17 protein-coding genes and 1 tRNA gene are annotated in these 19,889 nt (G+C 46.3%); 11 read left to right on the top strand and 7 right to left on the bottom strand.

Annotation, left to right across the window (positions count from 1 at the left end):
* Positions 1 to 92: 92 nt before the first annotated feature.
* From CIK89_RS10185 to CIK89_RS10165, 5 genes are all read left to right on the top strand, one after another.
* The gene (locus tag CIK89_RS10185) at positions 93 to 1,769 is read left to right on the top strand and encodes a glycoside hydrolase family 43 protein (protein WP_094391248.1); all 1,677 of its coding nucleotides are present in this window, start codon (positions 93 to 95) and stop codon (positions 1,767 to 1,769) included.
* Between the two features lie 316 nt (positions 1,770 to 2,085).
* The gene (gene metF / locus CIK89_RS10180; protein WP_094391247.1) at positions 2,086 to 3,042 is read left to right on the top strand and encodes a methylenetetrahydrofolate reductase [NAD(P)H]; all 957 of its coding nucleotides are present in this window, start codon (positions 2,086 to 2,088) and stop codon (positions 3,040 to 3,042) included.
* Entirely contained in the window at positions 3,039 to 4,151 is a 1,113-nt protein-coding gene (locus CIK89_RS10175; RefSeq protein WP_094391246.1) for a DNA polymerase III subunit delta, read from the top strand. The genes metF and CIK89_RS10175 overlap by 4 nt, the downstream gene beginning before the upstream one ends.
* Before the next feature lie 84 nt (positions 4,152 to 4,235).
* The gene (locus tag CIK89_RS10170) at positions 4,236 to 5,594 is read left to right on the top strand and encodes a regulatory iron-sulfur-containing complex subunit RicT (RefSeq protein ID WP_094391245.1); all 1,359 of its coding nucleotides are present in this window, start codon (positions 4,236 to 4,238) and stop codon (positions 5,592 to 5,594) included.
* Positions 5,587 to 6,051 carry a gliding motility lipoprotein GldH gene (locus CIK89_RS10165; RefSeq protein ID WP_094391244.1) on the top strand — a complete coding sequence of 155 codons (465 nt, stop codon included), beginning with the start codon at positions 5,587 to 5,589 and terminating at the stop codon, positions 6,049 to 6,051. Before CIK89_RS10170 ends, CIK89_RS10165 begins: the two co-directional genes overlap by 8 nt.
* A 45-nt stretch (positions 6,052 to 6,096) precedes the next feature.
* Here the strand turns inward: CIK89_RS10165 and rodA are convergent, their stop codons facing one another.
* From rodA to CIK89_RS10130, 7 genes are all read right to left on the bottom strand, one after another.
* Positions 6,097 to 7,566, bottom strand: a complete 1,470-nt coding sequence (gene rodA, locus CIK89_RS10160; RefSeq protein WP_094391243.1) for a rod shape-determining protein RodA — start codon at positions 7,564 to 7,566, stop codon at positions 6,097 to 6,099.
* Positions 7,547 to 9,400, bottom strand: a complete 1,854-nt coding sequence (gene mrdA, locus CIK89_RS10155) for a penicillin-binding protein 2 (protein WP_094391242.1) — start codon at positions 9,398 to 9,400, stop codon at positions 7,547 to 7,549. The genes rodA and mrdA overlap by 20 nt, the downstream gene beginning before the upstream one ends.
* Positions 9,401 to 9,404: 4 nt before the next feature.
* Positions 9,405 to 9,902: a rod shape-determining protein MreD gene (mreD, locus tag CIK89_RS10150; RefSeq protein ID WP_094391241.1), complete on the bottom strand. Its 498-nt coding sequence runs from the start codon at positions 9,900 to 9,902 to the stop codon at positions 9,405 to 9,407.
* A gap of 8 nt (positions 9,903 to 9,910) precedes the next feature.
* Positions 9,911 to 10,777 carry a rod shape-determining protein MreC gene (mreC, locus tag CIK89_RS10145; protein WP_094391240.1) on the bottom strand — a complete coding sequence of 289 codons (867 nt, stop codon included), beginning with the start codon at positions 10,775 to 10,777 and terminating at the stop codon, positions 9,911 to 9,913.
* A gap of 6 nt (positions 10,778 to 10,783) precedes the next feature.
* Positions 10,784 to 11,806, bottom strand: a complete 1,023-nt coding sequence (locus tag CIK89_RS10140) for a rod shape-determining protein (protein ID WP_094391239.1) — start codon at positions 11,804 to 11,806, stop codon at positions 10,784 to 10,786.
* Positions 11,807 to 11,840: 34 nt separating this feature from the next.
* Positions 11,841 to 12,434 carry an IMP cyclohydrolase gene (locus CIK89_RS10135; protein WP_094391238.1) on the bottom strand — a complete coding sequence of 198 codons (594 nt, stop codon included), beginning with the start codon at positions 12,432 to 12,434 and terminating at the stop codon, positions 11,841 to 11,843.
* A 520-nt stretch (positions 12,435 to 12,954) separates the two neighbouring features.
* A tRNA-Met gene (locus tag CIK89_RS10130) sits at positions 12,955 to 13,028 on the bottom strand.
* A gap of 130 nt (positions 13,029 to 13,158) precedes the next feature.
* Between CIK89_RS10130 and CIK89_RS10125 the strand changes: the two genes are divergently transcribed.
* The 6 genes from CIK89_RS10125 to CIK89_RS10100 all read left to right on the top strand — a co-directional run bounded on the left by CIK89_RS10125 (position 13,159) and on the right by CIK89_RS10100 (position 19,886).
* Positions 13,159 to 13,554: an START-like domain-containing protein gene (locus CIK89_RS10125; protein WP_094391237.1), complete on the top strand. Its 396-nt coding sequence runs from the start codon at positions 13,159 to 13,161 to the stop codon at positions 13,552 to 13,554.
* A 134-nt stretch (positions 13,555 to 13,688) separates the two neighbouring features.
* Entirely contained in the window at positions 13,689 to 15,617 is a 1,929-nt protein-coding gene (locus CIK89_RS10120; protein ID WP_094391236.1) for an LptF/LptG family permease, read from the top strand.
* An 83-nt stretch (positions 15,618 to 15,700) separates the two neighbouring features.
* On the top strand, positions 15,701 to 16,912 hold the full coding sequence (locus CIK89_RS10115) for a bifunctional 3,4-dihydroxy-2-butanone-4-phosphate synthase/GTP cyclohydrolase II (RefSeq protein WP_094391235.1): 1,212 nt from the start codon (positions 15,701 to 15,703) through the stop codon (positions 16,910 to 16,912).
* Between the two features lie 111 nt (positions 16,913 to 17,023).
* The gene (locus tag CIK89_RS10110) at positions 17,024 to 18,217 is read left to right on the top strand and encodes a pyridoxal phosphate-dependent aminotransferase (RefSeq protein WP_094391234.1); all 1,194 of its coding nucleotides are present in this window, start codon (positions 17,024 to 17,026) and stop codon (positions 18,215 to 18,217) included.
* A gap of 181 nt (positions 18,218 to 18,398) precedes the next feature.
* Positions 18,399 to 19,229, top strand: coding sequence for a MotA/TolQ/ExbB proton channel family protein (locus tag CIK89_RS10105; RefSeq protein ID WP_094391233.1), 831 nt, complete (start codon positions 18,399 to 18,401; stop codon positions 19,227 to 19,229).
* A gap of 30 nt (positions 19,230 to 19,259) precedes the next feature.
* Positions 19,260 to 19,886, top strand: a complete 627-nt coding sequence (locus CIK89_RS10100; RefSeq protein WP_094391232.1) for a biopolymer transporter ExbD — start codon at positions 19,260 to 19,262, stop codon at positions 19,884 to 19,886.
* Positions 19,887 to 19,889 lie beyond the last annotated feature (3 nt).

Genomic DNA, 19,889 nt, shown 5'->3' with positions numbered 1-19,889 from the left:
TCCGTAACAAGGAAAAATGCCTGTGTGCAATGAAATGTGTAACTTTGCAGCATCGATAACTTAATGCTAACAGTTAAACAATATCATAGCACATGAGACGAAACATTATCGCCACCATCGCCATGGCAATAGCCACAACGGCATCGGCACAAACGGCACAGTTTTCCAACTTCCGTTACACCGGCAACGACAGCCGGTTTAGTGAGTCTATTGACCGTACACACCAGTATTACAACCCTATCCTGGCAGGTTTCTATCCAGACCCGTCAATATGCCGTGTAGGAGACACTTACTATCTGGTCAACTCTTCATTCACTTTCTTCCCTGGTGTTCCTCTATCTACCAGTAAGGATCTCGTTAATTGGACACCTGCCGGACACGTACTCGACCGCCCATCGCAGGTTCCTCTGAAAGGACAGAATGTATCAGGCGGTATCTTTGCACCTGCCATCAGTTACAACAAGAAGAATAAGACGTTCTATATGATTACCACTAATGTAGGAGCCGGCAACTTCTTTGTCAAGACCAAAAATCCAGCTGCCGGATGGAGCGAACCTATCTACCTGCCAAAGATTGACGGTATTGACCCATCATTCTTCTTTGATGACAACGGCAAGGGATATATCGTACACAACGGTCCTGTAGTTGGCGGTGCCGACTATGAAGGACAACGGTCAATCCGAATGTTCGAATTTGACGTGAAAGGCGACAGTATCAAAGGTGACTTCAAAGAGATATTGCGCGGAGGAACACATGTAGAAGAACGTCCTATTTGGATTGAAGGTCCACACCTCTTTAAATATAAGAAATACTATTATCTGATGTGCGCAGAAGGCGGCACAGGCCCCTGGCACAGCGAGGTAATTCTCAGAGCCAAAAATCCTAATGGTCCTTGGGAAGAATGTCCACACAACCCCATCCTCACACAGCGCACAGGCCTGAAGGCTGACCGTCAGAACCCTGTTTCAAGTGCCGGACATGCTGATCTTGTTGAGGATGAAAAGGGAAATTGGTGGGCTGTATTCCTTGGCTGCCGCCCCTACGAGCAGGACATGTACAACACAGGACGCGACACATACCTGTTACCTGTGACATGGAAAGACGGATGGCCTACCATTCTTGAACCCAACAAAGCCATAAGCCCTGTGGGAGAAAAAGCTGGTTTGAAACCTACTGAAAACAATTATTTCAGTGGCAACTTTACTTACGAAGACCATTTCGACAAGGCTACTCTCGACAGCAGATGGATGCGCCTGAGAAACTCAGAAGGTTTCTGGAAAACTGGCGACGGACATCTCACATTGACTCTGATGCCGGGCAATATCTACCAGCGTGAACCACTTTCTGCCGTTTGGGCACGTCAGCAACATGGCACATTTACTGCAGAAACTACGCTCGACTTCACTCCTCGCAACGATAAGGACATTGCAGGTATTGCTTTGTTACAGAAAGAAGACCACAACATCGTATTCGGTAAGACACTAGTTGGTGGTAAAACTATGATCACCTTGACACGCAGTGAGCGATTCACCATGCCCATTGCATCAGCTTACATCGGAAACGGGACATTGAAATTGAAAGTGGAAGCCCACGACCGCTACTATGATTTCTTCTATGCTGAAGGCAATGGCGAATGGATGATACTGGCACGCGGTGTTGACGGTTCTAACCTCAGCACCCAGAAGAGTGGCGGATTTATCGGAGCATGCATAGGCCTCTATGCCTCATCGGACAAAGACATGAAGCCAAAAGCCAAGCGCCCGTTCTAAAAAGGACTCATACTCAATCATCAATTATACACGTTTGACAGGCGACAAAACCAAGAGATACAGGTTTTGCCGCCTGTTTTTTTTTACAACTATCAAGATATCCAAATATCAAAGCTATTTAATAAAACCTTTAGGTGAGTTTTCGGTCGTCTGGAGATGATAACTAAAGGTAAGCGTCTCTTCAAGCATTAAACAACATGTTTTCAATCGAAAACGGTCGCGGAAAAGCACGTATATCAAATGAAAACAGCGAATACTTTTGGTCATTAGCACATTTTGTTGTAATTTTGTAGCGAATTGTGTATAGTAACGAAGAATGACAGTAACAGAGTATATCAAACAAAATAACGGAGAGCGCGGATTCTCCTTCGAAGTGCTTCCACCGTTGAAAGGCAACGGCACCGAAGCACTGTTCAGAACAATAGACAAATTGGCGGTATTCAACCCCGGTTTCATCAACATCACAACACATCACAGCGAATATATTTACAGGGAATTGAAAAATGGGCAATTTGAGCGACTTCGCCTCCGCAGACGCCCAGGCACAGTGGCCATTGCAGCTGCCATACAGCAACGCTACAACATTCCTGTAGTACCACACGTGATATGTAGCGGTATGACCATTGAGGACATTGAATATGAACTGCTCGATCTACAATTCCTTGGCATACAAAACCTCATGCTCCTCAGAGGTGACAAAGCCAAAGAAGACAGCCGATTCACCCCCACTCCAGGAGGACATGCGCACACCACCGACCTCATAGAACAAGTGGTACGATTCAACAATGGCACTTTTGCAGACGGCACTACCATCAAACACCCAGGCACCAAATTTGAATTTGGAGTGGCAAGCTATCCTGAGAAACATGAAGAAGCGCCAAACTTGGAACGCGACATGGAGTATCTCAAGCAAAAGCAGGAGCTGGGCGCACAATATGCAGTAACACAGCTATTCTACGACAATGAGAAATATTTCGACTTTGTAGAGAAGGCAAGACAAATGGGAATCACCATTCCCATCATACCAGGTATCAAGCCAATGGCTAAACTCAGCCAGTTGACCGTAGTACCCAAAACATTCCATTGCGACATTCCCGAGGCACTTGCCAAAGAGATTGTCAAATGTAAAACAGACGAACAGGCCCGACAATTGGGTATCGAATGGACTACCGCACAGTGTCAGGAGCTCTACGCTCACGGCATTCAGAATATCCACTTCTATACTGTATCGGCCGTTGACTCGGTGGTAGAGATAACTAAACGACTGTTATGACAGGATTTGAACAGGTGATAGGACAGCAAGAAGCACAACAGCGACTGCTACAACTGGTGGACGAACAACGCCTGCCGCATGCCATCATGCTCTGCGGACCGATGGGATGTGGAAAAATGGCATTAGCTATGGCTTTTGCCGCACACCTGCTCAGACGCAATGCCAACGATGCTGCCATGTTGGCAAAATGGGAGCATCCCGACTTGCACTTTACCTTTCCTACCATCAAATTGCCATCTATGAGCGCAGACCACAAACCAGTGTCTGACGATTTCATACGACAATGGCACGATATGATTAAAGGCGGACCTTACTTCACCATGACCGAATGGATGGAACACATGGGCGCAGCCAACCAACAAGCCATCATCACCGCAGGAGAAAGCGATGCTCTGTCGCATAAACTCTCGTTAAAATCGAGTCAAGGCGGCTACAAAATAAGCCTTATCTGGCTACCGGAACGAATGAACATAGAATGTGCCAACAAAATACTGAAACTGCTCGAAGAACCGCCGCAACAGACCGTTTTCCTGCTCGTTTGCGAAGCTCCAGACCGTTTGTTGGAAACTATTCGTAGCCGCGTACAACGTATCGACGTGAAACGCATTGCCGACAAAGACATAACAGATGCTCTCATAGAACAGCGTGGACTCATGACCGATAAGGCAGAACGAGTGGCACACATGGCAGGAGGCAGTTGGCTGAAAGCCTTGGAAGCACTAAAGGCTGACTCAGAAAACGAGTTCTTCCTGGATATGTTTCAAACCTTGATGCGTATGGCATACGCTAGACGGGTAAAGGACATGAAAACATGGAGCGAACGAATGGCAACAGCAGGACGAGAGAAACAGAAGCGATTCCTTGAATATGCCCTGCGATTGGTACGCGAAAACTTCATGTACAACTTTGGCGAACGCGACCTCTGCTATATGACAGAGCGCGAAGAAGACTTCGCAAAAAAATTCGCACGATACATTAACGAAGCCAATGTGATAGAAATCAGCGATCTCATCACACTCGCCATACGCGACATCGGACAAAATGCAAATGCAAAAATCGTATTCTTCCATCTCGCCATACAAATGATTGTGCTACTCATACAGAAATAACTATCCGCTCGGAAAAGAACACCAACATATCATCAAGCAACAATAACAAAAGCATTAGCATACATTCAATACATCATATAAAGCATGGAAAAAGCAAAAGACCTCGAAATAAAAACAGGTTGCACACGCGGACTCTGTCACCAGGCTGTGGGGCGTCAAGACCGACAGTTGAATACCTACGACTGGCTCGCTGACGTACCGGGCAATATCGATACTACCGACTTGGTAGAAGTGCAATTCAAGCACACACGTAAGGGATATTACCACAACGTCAACAAATTGGAGCTTAAGAAAGGCGACGTTGTGGCAGTAGAAGCCAATCCTGGACACGACATCGGCGTGGTAACACTAACAGGAAGACTGGTAAAATTGCAGGTGCAGAAGGCACATCTGAAAAGTGCAGATGACATCAAGCGTATCTACAGAATAGCACGCCCGGTGGACATGGATAAATTTAAAGAAGCCAAAAGCCGCGAACACGCCACCATGATTGAGAGTCGTCAGATAGCCAAAAACCTTGGGTTGAAGATGAAAATCGGTGACGTAGAGTATCAAGGCGACTGCAACAAGGCCATCTTCTACTATATCGCTGACGAGCGAGTAGATTTCAGACAGCTTATCAAAGACCTCGCAGCCACCTTCCACGTACGTATCGAGATGAAACAGATCGGTGCACGACAGGAGGCTGGACGCATCGGTGGAACAGGACCATGCGGCAGAGAACTCTGTTGCGCCACTTGGATGAAGAACTTTGTAAGCGTTGGTACCAGTGCAGCACGCTTCCAAGACATCTCACTCAATCCCCAAAAACTGGCTGGTATGTGCGCCAAACTCAAATGTTGCCTTAACTATGAAGTCGATGACTACGTAGAGGCAAGTAGAAAACTGCCTTCAAAAGACATCGTGTTGATTACTCAGGACGCTGAATATCACCTCTTCAAAACCGATATTTTGGCAGGTCTCGTCACCTACTCGACCGACAAAAACTTGGCAGCAAACTTGGAAACCATCACCGCAGAACGTGCCAAACAAATCATAGAAATGAACCGCAAGGGCGAAAAGCCATTGTCTCTCGTAGAAGGCGAACAGAAGCAAAACGATAAAAGATCGCTCGACCTGGCTACTCAGGAGAACATCAATCGCTTCGATAAGAGCAAGAAAAAGAAGAAAAAACCAGCTAAGAAATCTGCTGACAACAGCGCACTTCGGCAGCAAGACCATGCAGGACAACAACCCAACAACAACCAGCGCCCACAAAACGACAACCGACGCGGGCAAGGTAATGTTCCTAAGCCACAAAGCGAAGGTCCACGCCAGCCTAACGGCGAGCAACGCGGCCCTCGCCCTAACCGCCAACAAGGTAACGGCCAACAGCGCCGCAACAAGCAGCAACAGCCTCAACAGCACAAGCCAAGACATCAGGACAACAACGAAAATGCGTAAACTGATACGATACACTATGACCCTATCCACCATATTGTTGGTTGCTGCTTGCAACCTCAATATGGTGTATAGTCATTATGAACATGTACCAACAAAAGGATGGGAACGTAACGACACTATTTCGTTTGATGTTTCTCCCCTTGAAATAAGTGGCAATTATCAGGAAAAAGTAGGATTGCGCATCACCGGAGAATACCCGTTTATGGGACTCACACTCATTGTAGATCAAACAGCAGTAAAATCGGGAAAAAACTATAGAGACACACTCAACTGCAAACTTATAGACCATAACGGTAATGTCAAAGGACAAGGCGTGAGCCATTACCAATACGAGTTCAAACTCGCCACAATACCATTAGAAGCAGAAGACTCACTTCACATCACCATACGGCACGATATGAAGCGTGAAATGCTACCTGGCATTACCGACATTGGGGTCACCCTAATACGCCAATAACCAAACACAGAAGTTGTCTATTTGATTTCAATTAGCATCATATGGTTATGAGCGAATGAGATTTCTTCCGGCATCAAGGCGCAGGAAGATAAATAGTAATATGGTAAATCCCCATAGTGAAGAACCACCATAACTGAAGAACGGAAGTGGAATACCGATAACTGGTGTCAGTCCCAATACCATGCCTACATTGATAAAGACATGGAATAGGAATATGCTCAACACGCAATAACCATAAATACGACCAAATCGAAACGGTTGACGCTCAGCCAATTTTATAAGTCGCAAAACAAGTGCAAGAAACAGCAACAAAACTCCTGCAGATCCCAAGAAACCTTCCTCTTCACCTACAGTACAGAAAATAAAATCGGTATCCTGCTCTGGCACAAACTTCAATTTTGTTTGCGTACCATTCAGAAAGCCCTTGCCTTCAAGTCCACCAGAACCGATGGCTATCTCACTCTGATGCACATTATAGCCAGCACCCTTAAGGTCTTCCTCCAATCCCAATAGCACATTGATACGTGTTCGTTGGTGTGGCTCCATCACATTGTTAAGGATAAAGCTGGCACCATAAAAGAAAAAGACGGAGCCCAAGGTAAAGAGAGCTATGAAATAATAGTTGCGTAAACGTGTGCCCAATGCCTCCCAAACAAGATAACCAACAAGTATGAAGGTCATTATCAACTGGATATAGACAATATCGAAAGGCAAACGTAGCAACATGAGAGAGCAAAGAGTAATGCCAAGACTTATCCATCCAATGCGCCATGCCAATCGTCTGTTATTGCCATAGACCCATACCAAGCCGGCTGTAAACAGTTGGATAAGCAATAACACCACAAACTTTCCGACACTGGTCGGTGAGCCTGCAAGGTAAACGTCTGCATAACGAATGCCTACTACGAAATAGATAACGGCGGCAACACCAGTAAACAGAATAGAACCGGGCATTCCTTCACGATAGAACATCAGGAAGAAAGCAAGATAAACCAATGCTGATCCTGTCTCACGTTGAAGCACGATAAACATCATAGGCAACAGGATGATTGCTAATGTAGCAGCAAAATGTTTCCATTGATGAATGTTGTAACCATAGGTTGACATAAACTTCGACAAAGCCAAAGCCGTGGCAAACTTTGCAAATTCCGCAGGTTGTAAGCGTAGTGGACCTAATACCAACCACGATCGAGAACCTTTAATCTGATGGGGATTGAATATAGTAGCAAAGAGCAACAACAACAATAGCGCATAGATGACATAGGCAAAAGTGTCGTAGAACCTGTCATCGGACATCAATATGACGAAGCCCAACGTAATAGAAGTGCCTATCCAGATAATCTGCATACCCGAACGAGTGCTCAGACTGAAGATGTCTGTGTCACCATAATCATAGCTGGCTCCACATACGCTAATCCAGCCAAACGACAGGAGAGCGATATATATCAATATCGTCCACCAGTCGATGGAACGCAACACACTATTGCCTTGTCTTCTACCTGCCGATGTTGCCATAAGCTATATGTCTATGTTGGAACTCTTCAGCACGCTTCATCGAAGCTTCTGAGAGTTTGCCGTGAATATACTGTTCCATTATCAAGCCACCGATAGGTACACCATATGTGGCTCCCCATCCACCGTTCTCTACATAGACGGCAACGGCAATTTTTGGATTGTCCATTGGGGCGAAACCCATAAATACCGAGTGGTCATGACCTCGGTTCTGTGCCGTACCTGTCTTTCCGCATGCATTAATATCGTAACGTGAGAGCTCACGACATGTTCCACCAACAGCCGATGACCGCATTCCTGCTACTACATAATCGTAGGCTTGGCGTTTGGCCATGGTATAATGGCGGCGTCTATAGAGTGTGTCAAGAGGTTCGTCTTGTACCTTCCGCACTACATGGGGCACATAGAAGTATCCTCTATTGGCTATTGTAGCACCGAGATTGGCTATTTGTAATGGTGTGGCATTAACCTCACCTTGGCCAATGGATATAGAAATAATAGTCAGTCCGTTCCACGATCCACGATAGGCGTTGTCATAGAAATCTGCATTAGGTATTAGTCCTCGTTTCTCACCTGGCAGGTCGATACCGAGACGGTAGCCAAATCCCATGCTCACCATATAGTCGCGCCAACGGTTCATAGCATTCTGTACAGATCCATATTTACTCTTGGCTCCCATCATATAATAGAGTCCCCAACAGAAGTAGGCATTACAAGATGTGGATAGTGCAGGAACAAGGCTTAGGGGTGAAGCATGGCCGTGACATCCCACATGAAGTCCTTTGAAGTTGAAGCCATGAGAACAAGGGAATGCGGTATGGGCAGGACTAATAATACCCTCCGAAGCGAAGGTTAGTCCTTGTGTGGTTTTAAAAGTAGAACCTGGCGGATACTGTCCCATAATGCTTCGGTTTAGCAATGGTTTAAGTGGGCTTGCGGTCAAGATTCGATGATTTTTTGAACGTTGACGTCCTACCATGCTTCTTGGATCATAAGATGGCGAAGACACCATGCAGAGCACTTCACCTGTAGAGGGTTCGATGGCAACGATACTTCCTATTTTTCCTTCCATTAGTCGCTCGCCCAAAGCCTGCAAGTCTGCATCAATAGAAAGGGTAAGGTTCTTTCCCGGAACGGGGCGCCTATCGAGTGCGCCATTCTGATAACGTCCTTGTATTCTGCCATGAGCATCGCGAAGCAGGATTTTCATCCCCTTCTCACCTCGCAATTGTTTTTCGTATTTTCTCTCTACTCCCAATTTTCCGATGTAGTCACCTGGGATATAGTAATTGTCTTCTTCAATATCCGATGGCGAAACCTCTGCCACATCTCCAAGTACATGGGCTGCATAAGGATACTGATATTGTCGGATGCTTCGCTTTTGAACATAGAATCCTGGGAAACGAAACATTTTCTCCTGAAAGACAGAGAAGTCCTTGTCTGATAATTGGCTCATGAACATCTGCTGTGTGAACCGACTGTAACCTGGATTTTTTGAGCGGTCTTTAAGATTGTTCATGCGCAAGTCAAACTCCTCTTTAGTAATATTGAGTGCTTTGCAGAGTTCGAGGGTGTCGAGATGGTTTTTCGCTTCGTTGACCACGACCATGACGTCGTATGCGGGTTGATTATAGACGAGCAGTTTTCCATGTCTGTCGGTAATGACACCACGTGATGGATATTCCACCTGTTTGAGGAATGCGTTTGAGTCGGCATTCTTCTTGTAGTCATCACTCATAATCTGCAGAAAGAAGAGGCGTATGATATAGATAACGACGATGAGTATGGCTACTCCGCCGATAACAAAGTGTCTGTAATCGAGTTCGAAATCCTTCATATATTTATCCTCTAACGCTCTCGAAAGTCATTATCAGCGCTAAAGTAAATACAGCGCTACCAAATACACACATCATCCATTCCACTATATCAAAATATGAGAATGTTTCAAGCGAGAAGAATACAATACAGTAGGCCAGGACGAGTATGGTGACGTAGTATGCAAACTTAGCTAATCCGATTGTCCGGATGGCTGGTACAAGATCGTCAACAGAATCTCGTGGCACGAAGAGTTGGAAGATATAAGGTTGCAAAGCTCCGATAAGTGTCAGAGCTCCTGCTGCCACCCCAGGAGTGTTGCAGAAGATGTCGATAGCCAATCCAAGCGAGAAACTCCATACAAGGATTCCCCATTTAGGGTAGTTGCGTGGGAATTTGACCACGAAATAGACATAAAGCAACGGGGTAGCAAATCCGAAGAGATGGATACGCCCGAGTACCATCGCCTGTACCAAGACATAGGCGATGAACAGTCCTGCCCGTTTCAACACATCGATAGACATTTGCCTTTTTATTCCTTCACATTAAGTTTGAGGGAATCGCGTGCAGCCTGAAGCAGCCGTGTGCGTTCCCCGATGGTTTTATCGCTAATGACGACAACGTCGCGAATGCAACCGAAGTCGGTAAAGAGTTCCACCTTGACGCGATATGATAGTCCGTCGGCAGAGTTATAGACTGTGCTAACCTTTCCTACGATAACTCCTGGTGGGAAGATGCTGGAGTATCCGTTGGTTTCCACCTTATCTCCTCGATTAAAACGTGCATGTCGGGGAATATCTTCAAGATAGGCTACGTTAGGATCTTTTCCATCCCATCGTAATACGCCGAAATATCCTCTTCCTCGTATGGCGCAACTGATGCGCGAAGTAGTATTGAGTACTGGGATGAGGACGGAATAATGGTCGGAGACGAGATAAGTAATGCCAACAATTCCCTGTCCGCATGCCACACCCATTCCAACCTCGACGCCATCGGCTGCTCCACGGTCGATGGTCATCAGGTTGTCTGGACGGTTGAGCTCATTGGTAACCACTTTGGCCGGTATGAGCTCATAATGGCTGAGCATTTGGAGTTCCTGTCGTTCTGCTGCGGTTGTATCGCCGGTAAGCTCGGCATATAGTTTTCGCAGCTGTGTCACCTGTCTTTCAAGGTAGAAATTGCGCAAGGTAAGGTCTTTATTGACCTTGGTGAGCGAGAAGAACGATTCCACCCTTGCTCTTTCGCTATTGACATGTCCTGCCACGGCGTTGGCTGATGATAGCCATGCGCTACCTTGATAGCTGTTGTATCGGAACAGCAATACAAGGCTGACGATTTCAAGCAATACGAAAAGAAACCAATGATGGTACTTTTGCAGAAACTCCAGCAGGTTTTGCATTTCGTGTTATCGCATCAAGAATGAGAAACGGTTGATATTCTTCAGAGCGACGCCAGCACCTCTTGCTACTGAGTGTAATGGATCTTCTGCTACGTGGAATGGAATATTGATCTTGTCTGTCAGACGACGATCGAGTCCTCGCAACTGTGCTCCACCACCTGAGAGATAGATACCGTTTTTAACGATGTCGGCATACAGTTCAGGTGGAGTGTTCTCAAGTGCTGAGAGTACTGCATTCTCAATCTTGGCGATAGTTTTGTCAATACAATGCGCAATCTCCTGATAGCATACGGGCACTTCCATGGGCAATGCGGTAATGCGGTTAGGTCCATGCACAACATAATCCTCAGGGGCTTCGCTACCAAGATCGGTAAGGGCAGAACCTACGTTGATCTTGATACGCTCTGCCATTCGCTCGCTGACTTTCACATTGTGCTGACGTGCCATATATTCCTGAATATCGGCAGTAAGGTCGTCGCCGGCAGTACGGATGGAGTTGTTGCTGACGATACCGCCGAGTGAGATTACTGCAATTTCGGTAGAGCCACCACCTATATCAACAATCATGTTACCTTCTGGTGCCTCAACATCAATACCGATACCGATGGCTGCTGCCATGGGTTCGAAAATCAGATATACGTCACGTCCGTCGGCATGTTCTGCTGAGTCGCGAACGGCACGAAGTTCTACTTCGGTGGATCCCGAAGGTACACCGATGACCATACGGAGTGAGGGTGAGAAGAGTCTTGAACCAGTATGCACCATTTTGATAAGTCCGCGCATCATCTGCTCGCAGGCAGAGAAGTCGGCAATCACACCGTCGCGCAAAGGACGGATGGTGCGAATATTCTCATGAGTCTTCTCATACATCATCTTGGCCTCATTGCCTACGGCAATCATCTTGTCGGTGCGGCGATCGAGAGCCACTACGGACGGCTCATCAACAACGATCTTATCATCACTGATAATGATGGTGTTTGCCGTTCCAAGGTCCATGGCTATTTCCTGGACAAAGCTAAAAAATCCCATATTAGTCTGTTTCGTTCGTTAAATTGTAGTATGCTTATTTCTCGAACCACGCATGAATAGCGGTGTCGTAATGGCTGCTGACGCCGAAAGCACGAGTAGCGAACATGCGGCGCTGCTCCTTGGTGGTCTCTGCACCCTGCTTGTTGAGGATGTCGAGCAGCACACTATATTCTGCCTTTGAAGGCACGATAACTACGTCGTTGAAATTCTTGGCTCCTGCACGGATGAGCGAAATACCGCCTATATCAATCTTCTCGATAATATCGGCATCGCTTGCGCCACTGGCTACAGTCTGCTCGAAAGGATAGAGGTCCACAATAACGAGGTCGATCTCGGGTATCTCATATTGTGCCATTTGCTCGCGGTCACCTTCATTGTCGCGACGACCGAGGATTCCACCAAACACTTTAGGATGCAAAGTCTTGACACGTCCGCCAAGAATAGAAGGATAGGTTGTTACATTTTCTACCTTTTCACATGCATAGCCGAGGCTTTCGATAAAGGTCTGTGTACCGCCAGTAGAGAGGAACTTTACGCCCTCTTCGTTGAGTTTTTTAAGCAGTTCTTCGAGTCCATCTTTATGGAACACGGAGATCAGCGCTGTCTTAATTTTCTTTGAATCTGCCATAAAATGATATAACGTTATAATGTTTGTCTAAACCTGCGTTTCTCAAAACGCTCTGCAAAATTACAAAAAAGACGCCACATTGTATCTTGTTTTATGAAAAAAATCGGGTTTTATCGCATTTTACTGATATGGAATAGGTCACGAGCCATTTACATAGGCTCCAAAGAGAAGCGATTTACAGTCTGCAAACATATTGCAACCAAGGTTTTTCAAACTGAAGGGCAATCTCTATTTTCATCAATCTATTAGCGCACCGATGCGTTCGGGATGCGTTCGGGATGCGTTCGGGACTAATCGTCAATAAGCCGACATCGATACTTTCGCAATATGTCCGAAGTAAGTCCCAAGTAAGTCCCAAATAAAGTTCCAAAACTTGCGAACAAGAATGGGAGGACATTAGGAGAAGATTTATCGGGTGAGCCGAAGAAAGGATGACAAGAGCGAGTTGCGCTCACTTAGAATTGAAACAAAAAAACCTTTGCAACCATTACAATTGCAAAGGACAATTTAAATTATTCAGTAGCGGGAGGGGGACCCGAACCCTCGACCTCCGGATTATGAATCCGACGCTCTAACCAGCTGAGCTACCCCGCCATTGGCTGTTAAGCGGGTGCAAAGGTAATACAATCTTTTTAAATACCAAAATTTTTTTCAAAAAAAACATTGCTATTTCAGTGTTTTTTTGTATTTTTGCAACAGAAACAAACCAAAAAACGAAGAAACCATGCATATTCTAAAGAAAGAATACTCCGTTTCAGCAAAATCGCCAAAAATAGTTTGGGACATGATTGGTAATGCAGCAGGCATGCAAAAATGGCTTGCAGACAGCGTGACGGAAGACGGAAACCACTGGACCTTTACCTGGGGAAAACCCTGGACTGAACGCGACACAAAAGTCTCAGAAGTATTGGAAATCGTCAAGCCCTGTTATATCCGACTAAAATGGGACTATCAGGAAGTAGACCCACAGGCATACTGGGAAATACGCATCGAACAGAGCGAATTGACCGGACACATCAATCTTGTCATTACCGACTATGCCGACGACGAGGACATCGACGACCTCAGCAACCTTTGGGACGACAACATGGAGCGCCTGCACCGTGTCAGCGGACTATAGTCGCACACCCTTCACGACGACCATAAAACCATGGCCATACATTATATATGCGCCTGAAACGATAAAAAAAACGAAATTATTGCCGTGCTCTGACATTTTTATAGTAATTTTGCAGTCTGAAAGCACATTCATGAATGTTTCGAATTAAGAAATTAGACATATTTATCGCTAAGCAGTTTGGACTGCTATTCGTAGGAACCTTCTTCATCTGCCAGTTCGTGCTTATGATGCAGTTCTTATGGCGATACGTGGACGAACTGATCGGAAAAGGACTGTCGCTCGATATTCTGGCACAGTTTTTCTGGTATATGGGACTGATGCTCATGCCTCAGGCCTTCCCTCTTGCCATTCTTCTAAGTTCACTCATTGCCTTCGGCAACCTCGGTGAGAGCTCAGAACTTACCGCCATCAAAGCTGCCGGAATCTCACTCATACAGTCCATGCGGTCACTCATCGCCATTGTCTGCTGCATCAGTTGCATTTCGTTCTATTTCCAAGAAGTAGTGGGACCAGAGTCGTTCGTGTCATTCCGACAACTGCTCATGTCGATGAAGCAGAAAAACCCCGAAGTGGAAATCCCAGAAGGAATCTTCTATGATGGCGTAAGCGGTTCAAATATCTACGTTCAGAAAAAAGACCTCAACACAGGAAAACTCTACGGACTCATGATATTCCGCATCAACGGCGGCTACGACGACCATGCCATCATCCTGGCAGACTCAGGCACCATGCAATCCACCGCAGAGAAGAAACACATTCTGCTGACACTCTACAGCGGCGAATGGTTTGAAAACATGAGACAACAAGACATTGCCGGCCCTGCCAATGTGCCCTACCGACGAGAGACATTCTCCAAGAAGCGCATCCTACTCGACTTCGACGGCGACTTCAATATGGCTGACGCAGGAGGCATAGCCACTGACGCACGCTCAAAAGGCATGCGCCAGATACTCCACGACTTAGACTCCATTAGGGAATTCAACGATTCGGTAGGACACGCAGTCTTTCACGAAGCACAAAACAACTACCTGCGACTGCCTTCGTTCAACAAGAAAGACTCTCTCAAAGTCATGGCAGACATCAGTAAAGGACAACTCAATTTCGACTCAGCCTTCACAAAGCTACCGGTTGACGTCAAACAGAGTGTCATCAAGCGAGCTGCCGACAATGCACAAATGGCAGCAATAGACCTCGATTTCAAAGCCGACTATTCTACTTATCTCAACCGAAACGAAAGATTGCACGAGATAGAAGCCATCAACAAGATCACACTATCACTATCGTGCCTCATATTCTTCTTTATCGGAGCACCGCTCGGAGCCATCATCCGCAAGGGTGGACTGGGAATACCGGTAATCATATCAGTCATCGTGTTCATCATATACTTCATACTCGAGAACACAGGAATGAAAATGGCACGTGACGACAACTGGACAGTATGGTTCGGAAAACTCATGGGAACAGCAATCCTCACCCCCATCGCAGTATTCTTCACCTACAAGGCCAACAACGACTCGGTAGTATTCAATATCGACCTCTACAAATCAATTCTCATGCGCATACTCGGCCTGAGATCCAAACGACACATCAGCAGTAAGGAGGTCATCATCGAAGATCCATCCTACATCAACGATGCACAGCTGTTATTACACATCAACAACGAAATACAACAGTATAACACCGAACACAGGCTGCTGCGCCTACCCAACCCTATCAAGGTATTTTTCCGTCCAGGCAACGACCAGAACATCGAGCGCATCAACGAAATGCAGGAAAACATCATACGAGATTTGATGAACACACGAGACCGTGCCATCATTACCTACCTCAACAGATTCCCCATCGTTGCAACCCATGCACACACTCGGCCCTTCCGGCGCAAATGGCTCAACGCCATCACGGGAATATTCTTACCAACAGGCATCATATTCTACCTCCGCATGTGCCAGTTCAGGTTCCGATTGTATAAAGACCTCACGGCCATCACAACAAACAACGAACTCATTGTCAAACGAATAGCCGAAATAACAGGTACAGACTATAATAGTCTGAAAAAAACCTAGACAATCACGACAAAACAGGAATTCAATAACCATAAGAAACATAATATTTATATATAAATAAGGTATAAAAAGAAAATTACAATATGGAGAAACTCAAAGTAAATACCGTAGAGGAAGCCATTCACGACTTCCGCGAAGGCAAATTCGTCATCGTTGTAGATGATGAAGACCGCGAGAACGAGGGCGACCTCATCTGTGCAGCAGAGAAAATCACTCCAGAAATGGTGAACTTCATGCTGAAATACGCACGTGGCGTACTCTGCGCACCTGTCACCATCAGCCGTAGCATCGAACTCGACCTGCCACACCAAGTACAGGACAACACCTCGCTGCTCGGCACTCCATTCACCGTCACCATCGACAAGATCGAAGGATGCTCGACTGGCGTGTCTGCACATGACCGCGCTGCCACCATTAAGGCATTAGCCGACCCCAACGCCACACCACAGACTTTTGGACGCCCCGGACATGTCAACCCACTCTATGCACAAGACAACGGAGTACTTCGCAGATGCGGACACACCGAAGCCGCCATCGACCTTTGTCACATGGCAGGACTCTATCCCGCCGGAGCACTCATGGAAATCATGAACGACGATGGTACCATGGCTCGTCTGCCAGAACTTATAGCATTTGCCAGAAAGCATGATTTGAAGGTTATCACCATCAAAGACATGATAGCCTACCGCCTGCAAAAAGAATCTATCATCGAAGTAGGCGAAGAGGTAGATATGCCCACCGAATACGGACATTTCCGACTCATCCCATTCCGCCAAAACAGCAATGGGCTGGAACACATGGCACTCATCAAAGGCGAATGGAAAGAAGACGAACCTGTACTCGTACGCGTACACTCATCATGCATGACTGGCGATATCCTCGGTTCCATGCGATGCGACTGTGGAGAACAACTTCACAAAGCCATGCAAGCCATTGAAAAAGAAGGCAAAGGCGTGGTAATCTATATGCAGCAAGAAGGTCGCGGTATCGGACTGATGAACAAGATTGCAGCCTACAAACTGCAAGAAGAAGGCCTCGACACAGTAGATGCCAACCTACACCTTGGCTTCAAAGCCGACGAGCGAGATTATGGCTGTGGCGCACAGATGCTCCGCCACCTCGGCGTACGCAAGATGCGACTGCTCACCAACAACCCCGTAAAACGCGTCGGTCTTGAAGGTTACGGACTGGAAATCGTTGAAAATGTCCCCATTGAAGTAACTCCAAACAAGTTCAACAGACATTATCTTGAAACGAAGAAAAACCGCATGGGACACACCCTGCACCTCAAATAATAACCAATTCATTGTATTTTAATACGAAAAAGGTAAAAATCAACTAATTTCTTTCGTAAAAAAGAAATAATTGACTAATTTTGCAAACAATTCTACTTATACAAAAATAACATGGCACAACTATCAGACCGACTCCAACGGTTGGCTCCTTCTGCAACACTCGCAATGTCGCAGAAGAGCTCAGAGATGAAAGCGCAAGGCATCGACGTTATAAACATGAGCGTCGGAGAACCTGACTTCAACACACCGGACCACATCAAAGAGGCCGCAAAAAAAGCTATCGACGACAATTACTCCAGATACTCACCAGTACCTGGATACGCTGATTTGCGCAAGGCCATCGTAGAAAAACTCAAAAACGAAAACGGACTTGACTATACCGTCAACGAGGTACTTGTATCAAACGGTGCCAAGCAGAGCGTCTGCAACACCGTCATGGCACTTGTCAATCCCGGCGACGAAGTCATCATACCTGCCCCATATTGGGTAAGCTATCCGCAGATGGTAAAATTGGCAGGAGGCACACCTGTCATCGTAGAAGCTGGATTCGAGCAAAACTTCAAGATGACTCCCGAACAACTTGAAGCTGCCATCACCCCCAAGACACGCTTGCTCATCCTCTGCTCACCAAGCAATCCAACAGGTAGCGTATATACCAAGGAAGAACTTGCAGGACTTGCAGAAGTTATCAAACGTCACGATGACCTCTTCGTATTAGCAGACGAAATCTACGAGCACATCAACTACGTAGGACACCACGAGAGCATCGCCCAGTTCCCCGGCATGAAAGAGCGCAGCATCATCGTCAACGGAGTATCAAAAGCATATGCTATGACAGGTTGGCGCATCGGTTACATCGCCGCACCCGAATGGATTGTCAAAGGTTGCAACAAGTTGCAAGGACAATACACCAGCGGTCCATGCTCCGTAAGTCAGAAAGCAGCAGAGTTCGCATACACACAAAGTCAGGAATGCGTAGAGCAGATGCGTCAGGCCTTTGAACGCCGCCGCAACCTTATTGTCAAGCTCGCGCAAGACATACCAGGACTCGAAGTCAACGTACCGCAAGGTGCATTCTATCTCTTCCCCAAATGCAGCAGCTTCTATGGAAAGAGTTACGAAAGCACCACCATCAACAACTCCAGCGACCTCGCCCTCTTCCTCCTCGAAAAAGGTCACGTGGCAACCGTTGGCGGTGACGCATTCGGTGATCCAGACTGCTTCCGCATGAGCTATGCAACAAGCGACGAAAATATCATCGAAGCCATGCGCAGAATCAAGGAGACATTAGCCCTGCTGAAATAAAAAAAAGAATTATTAACTAGTTAAAAGTTCTTAATTATAACAATTGTACGGCGCAAATGATTATCTTTGCTTTCAGTTATAGAGGCAAAACTGCTTTATTACGACTGTCTAGAAACCGCAAAGTACGCTAAATCAGAAAGATATATAACTTTATTTAATAACTAAAATTACATTCAAAATTATGGCAACTACAAAAAAAGCAGCCCCCGCCAAGAAGGGCCAGGGCTTTCAGGGAGTAAAAGGAGCATTCTGGATTATCGCTGTCTGCTTCGTTCTCGCAGTATGTTTCTTCAAGTACTTCCTCGGTAATGCAGATCACATCAACCCTGCAAACGGTGAAGTTATCGACGGTAACATGTGGGGTACCATCTACAAAGGTGGTGTCGTTGTACCTGTGATCCTTACCCTGCTGTTCTCAGTAATCGCTCTGTCTATCGAGCGTGGTCTGGCTCTGAACACCGCTTTTGGTAAGGGCAAACTCCCTAAGTTCGTGGCTAACATCAAGGCTGCTCTTAACGCTAATGATTTCGTAAAGGCTCAGGAGCTCTGCGACAAGCAGCGCGGTTCTGTTGCTAACGTAGTAGGTGCTTCTCTCCGTGCTTACAAGGAGATGGAAGCTGTTTCTGGTATCAAGAAGGCTCAGAAAGTAGCTAAGATCCAGCAGGCTCACGAAGAGGCTACTCAGCTGGAGATGCCTACTCTGACCATGAACATGCCTATCATCGCTACTATCGTTACCCTCGGTACTCTGACCGCTCTGTTCGGAACCGTTGTAGGTATGATCCGTTCATTCGCCGCTCTGGCCGCTGGTGGTGGTGCTGACTCACAGGCTCTGTCACTCGGTATTTCTGAGGCCCTGGTTAATACCGCATCTGGTATTTTGACCTCTTGGGTAGCTGTTGTAGCTTACAACTACTACACCAACAAGATTGACAAGTTGACATTCGCCCTCGACGAGGTTGGTTACTCAATTGCTCAGACTTACGAAGCAAACCACACAGAAGAGGCTTAATTTTTGCTAACCCTTTAAAATTTTATCACTATGGGTAAAGTAAAAATTAAGAAAAGCGACGTCTGGATAGACATGACCCCAATGTCTGACGTGATGGTGCTTTTGCTGACGTTCTTCATGATGACATCTACATTCGTGAAGAATGAACCAGTAAAGGTCAACACACCACAGTCAGCCGCTAAGGTCAAGGTTCCAGAGAACAATGTTCTGAACATCACCATCAACCCTCAGGGTAAGGTGTTCATGAGCATGGACAATGTGAACTATCTGAAGACAACGCTGTTGGATATGACCGACAAGTTCGGTGTAAACCTCAGCCCTGCCCTTCAGCAGAAGTTCTTGGAAGAGACACAGTTTGGTGTACCCATGAACGAGTTGGAACAGTATCTCTCACTGCCTCAGAGCAAGTTGGCTGAGACACTGGCCACCAAAGGTATTCCCACCGACAGTATCGCCAATGGTGACGGTACAAAAGGCATGAGTGAATTCCAGTTGTGGGTAAGAACTGCGCTCGACGCAGGTGAAGACATGAAGATCTGCATCAATGCAGACTCAAAGACACCTTATAAGGTTGTTAAGACCGTCATGTCAGAACTGCGCTCTATGGATGAGAACCGTTATCAGTTGATTACATCGTTTAAAGAAGCGGAGGAGTAAAGA

The organism is Prevotella sp. P4-119, assembly GCF_002251345.1.
GTDB lineage: Bacteria > Bacteroidota > Bacteroidia > Bacteroidales > Bacteroidaceae > Prevotella.
Note: the sequence above shows the minus strand (reverse complement) of the source record. Positions and strands in the feature narration are given on the sequence as shown.

Coding starts and splice junctions, on each gene's coding strand:
- CIK89_RS10185 (WP_094391248.1), top strand. CDS start 93: ATGAGACGAAACATTATCGCCACCATCGCCATGGCAATAGCCACAACG.
- metF (WP_094391247.1), top strand. CDS start 2,086: ATGACAGTAACAGAGTATATCAAACAAAATAACGGAGAGCGCGGATTC.
- CIK89_RS10175 (WP_094391246.1), top strand. CDS start 3,039: ATGACAGGATTTGAACAGGTGATAGGACAGCAAGAAGCACAACAGCGA.
- CIK89_RS10170 (WP_094391245.1), top strand. CDS start 4,236: ATGGAAAAAGCAAAAGACCTCGAAATAAAAACAGGTTGCACACGCGGA.
- CIK89_RS10165 (WP_094391244.1), top strand. CDS start 5,587: ATGCGTAAACTGATACGATACACTATGACCCTATCCACCATATTGTTG.
- rodA (WP_094391243.1), bottom strand. CDS start 7,566: ATGGCAACATCGGCAGGTAGAAGACAAGGCAATAGTGTGTTGCGTTCC.
- mrdA (WP_094391242.1), bottom strand. CDS start 9,400: ATGAAGGATTTCGAACTCGATTACAGACACTTTGTTATCGGCGGAGTA.
- mreD (WP_094391241.1), bottom strand. CDS start 9,902: ATGTCTATCGATGTGTTGAAACGGGCAGGACTGTTCATCGCCTATGTC.
- mreC (WP_094391240.1), bottom strand. CDS start 10,777: ATGCAAAACCTGCTGGAGTTTCTGCAAAAGTACCATCATTGGTTTCTT.
- CIK89_RS10140 (WP_094391239.1), bottom strand. CDS start 11,806: ATGGGATTTTTTAGCTTTGTCCAGGAAATAGCCATGGACCTTGGAACG.
- CIK89_RS10135 (WP_094391238.1), bottom strand. CDS start 12,434: ATGGCAGATTCAAAGAAAATTAAGACAGCGCTGATCTCCGTGTTCCAT.
- CIK89_RS10125 (WP_094391237.1), top strand. CDS start 13,159: ATGCATATTCTAAAGAAAGAATACTCCGTTTCAGCAAAATCGCCAAAA.
- CIK89_RS10120 (WP_094391236.1), top strand. CDS start 13,689: ATGTTTCGAATTAAGAAATTAGACATATTTATCGCTAAGCAGTTTGGA.
- CIK89_RS10115 (WP_094391235.1), top strand. CDS start 15,701: ATGGAGAAACTCAAAGTAAATACCGTAGAGGAAGCCATTCACGACTTC.
- CIK89_RS10110 (WP_094391234.1), top strand. CDS start 17,024: ATGGCACAACTATCAGACCGACTCCAACGGTTGGCTCCTTCTGCAACA.
- CIK89_RS10105 (WP_094391233.1), top strand. CDS start 18,399: ATGGCAACTACAAAAAAAGCAGCCCCCGCCAAGAAGGGCCAGGGCTTT.
- CIK89_RS10100 (WP_094391232.1), top strand. CDS start 19,260: ATGGGTAAAGTAAAAATTAAGAAAAGCGACGTCTGGATAGACATGACC.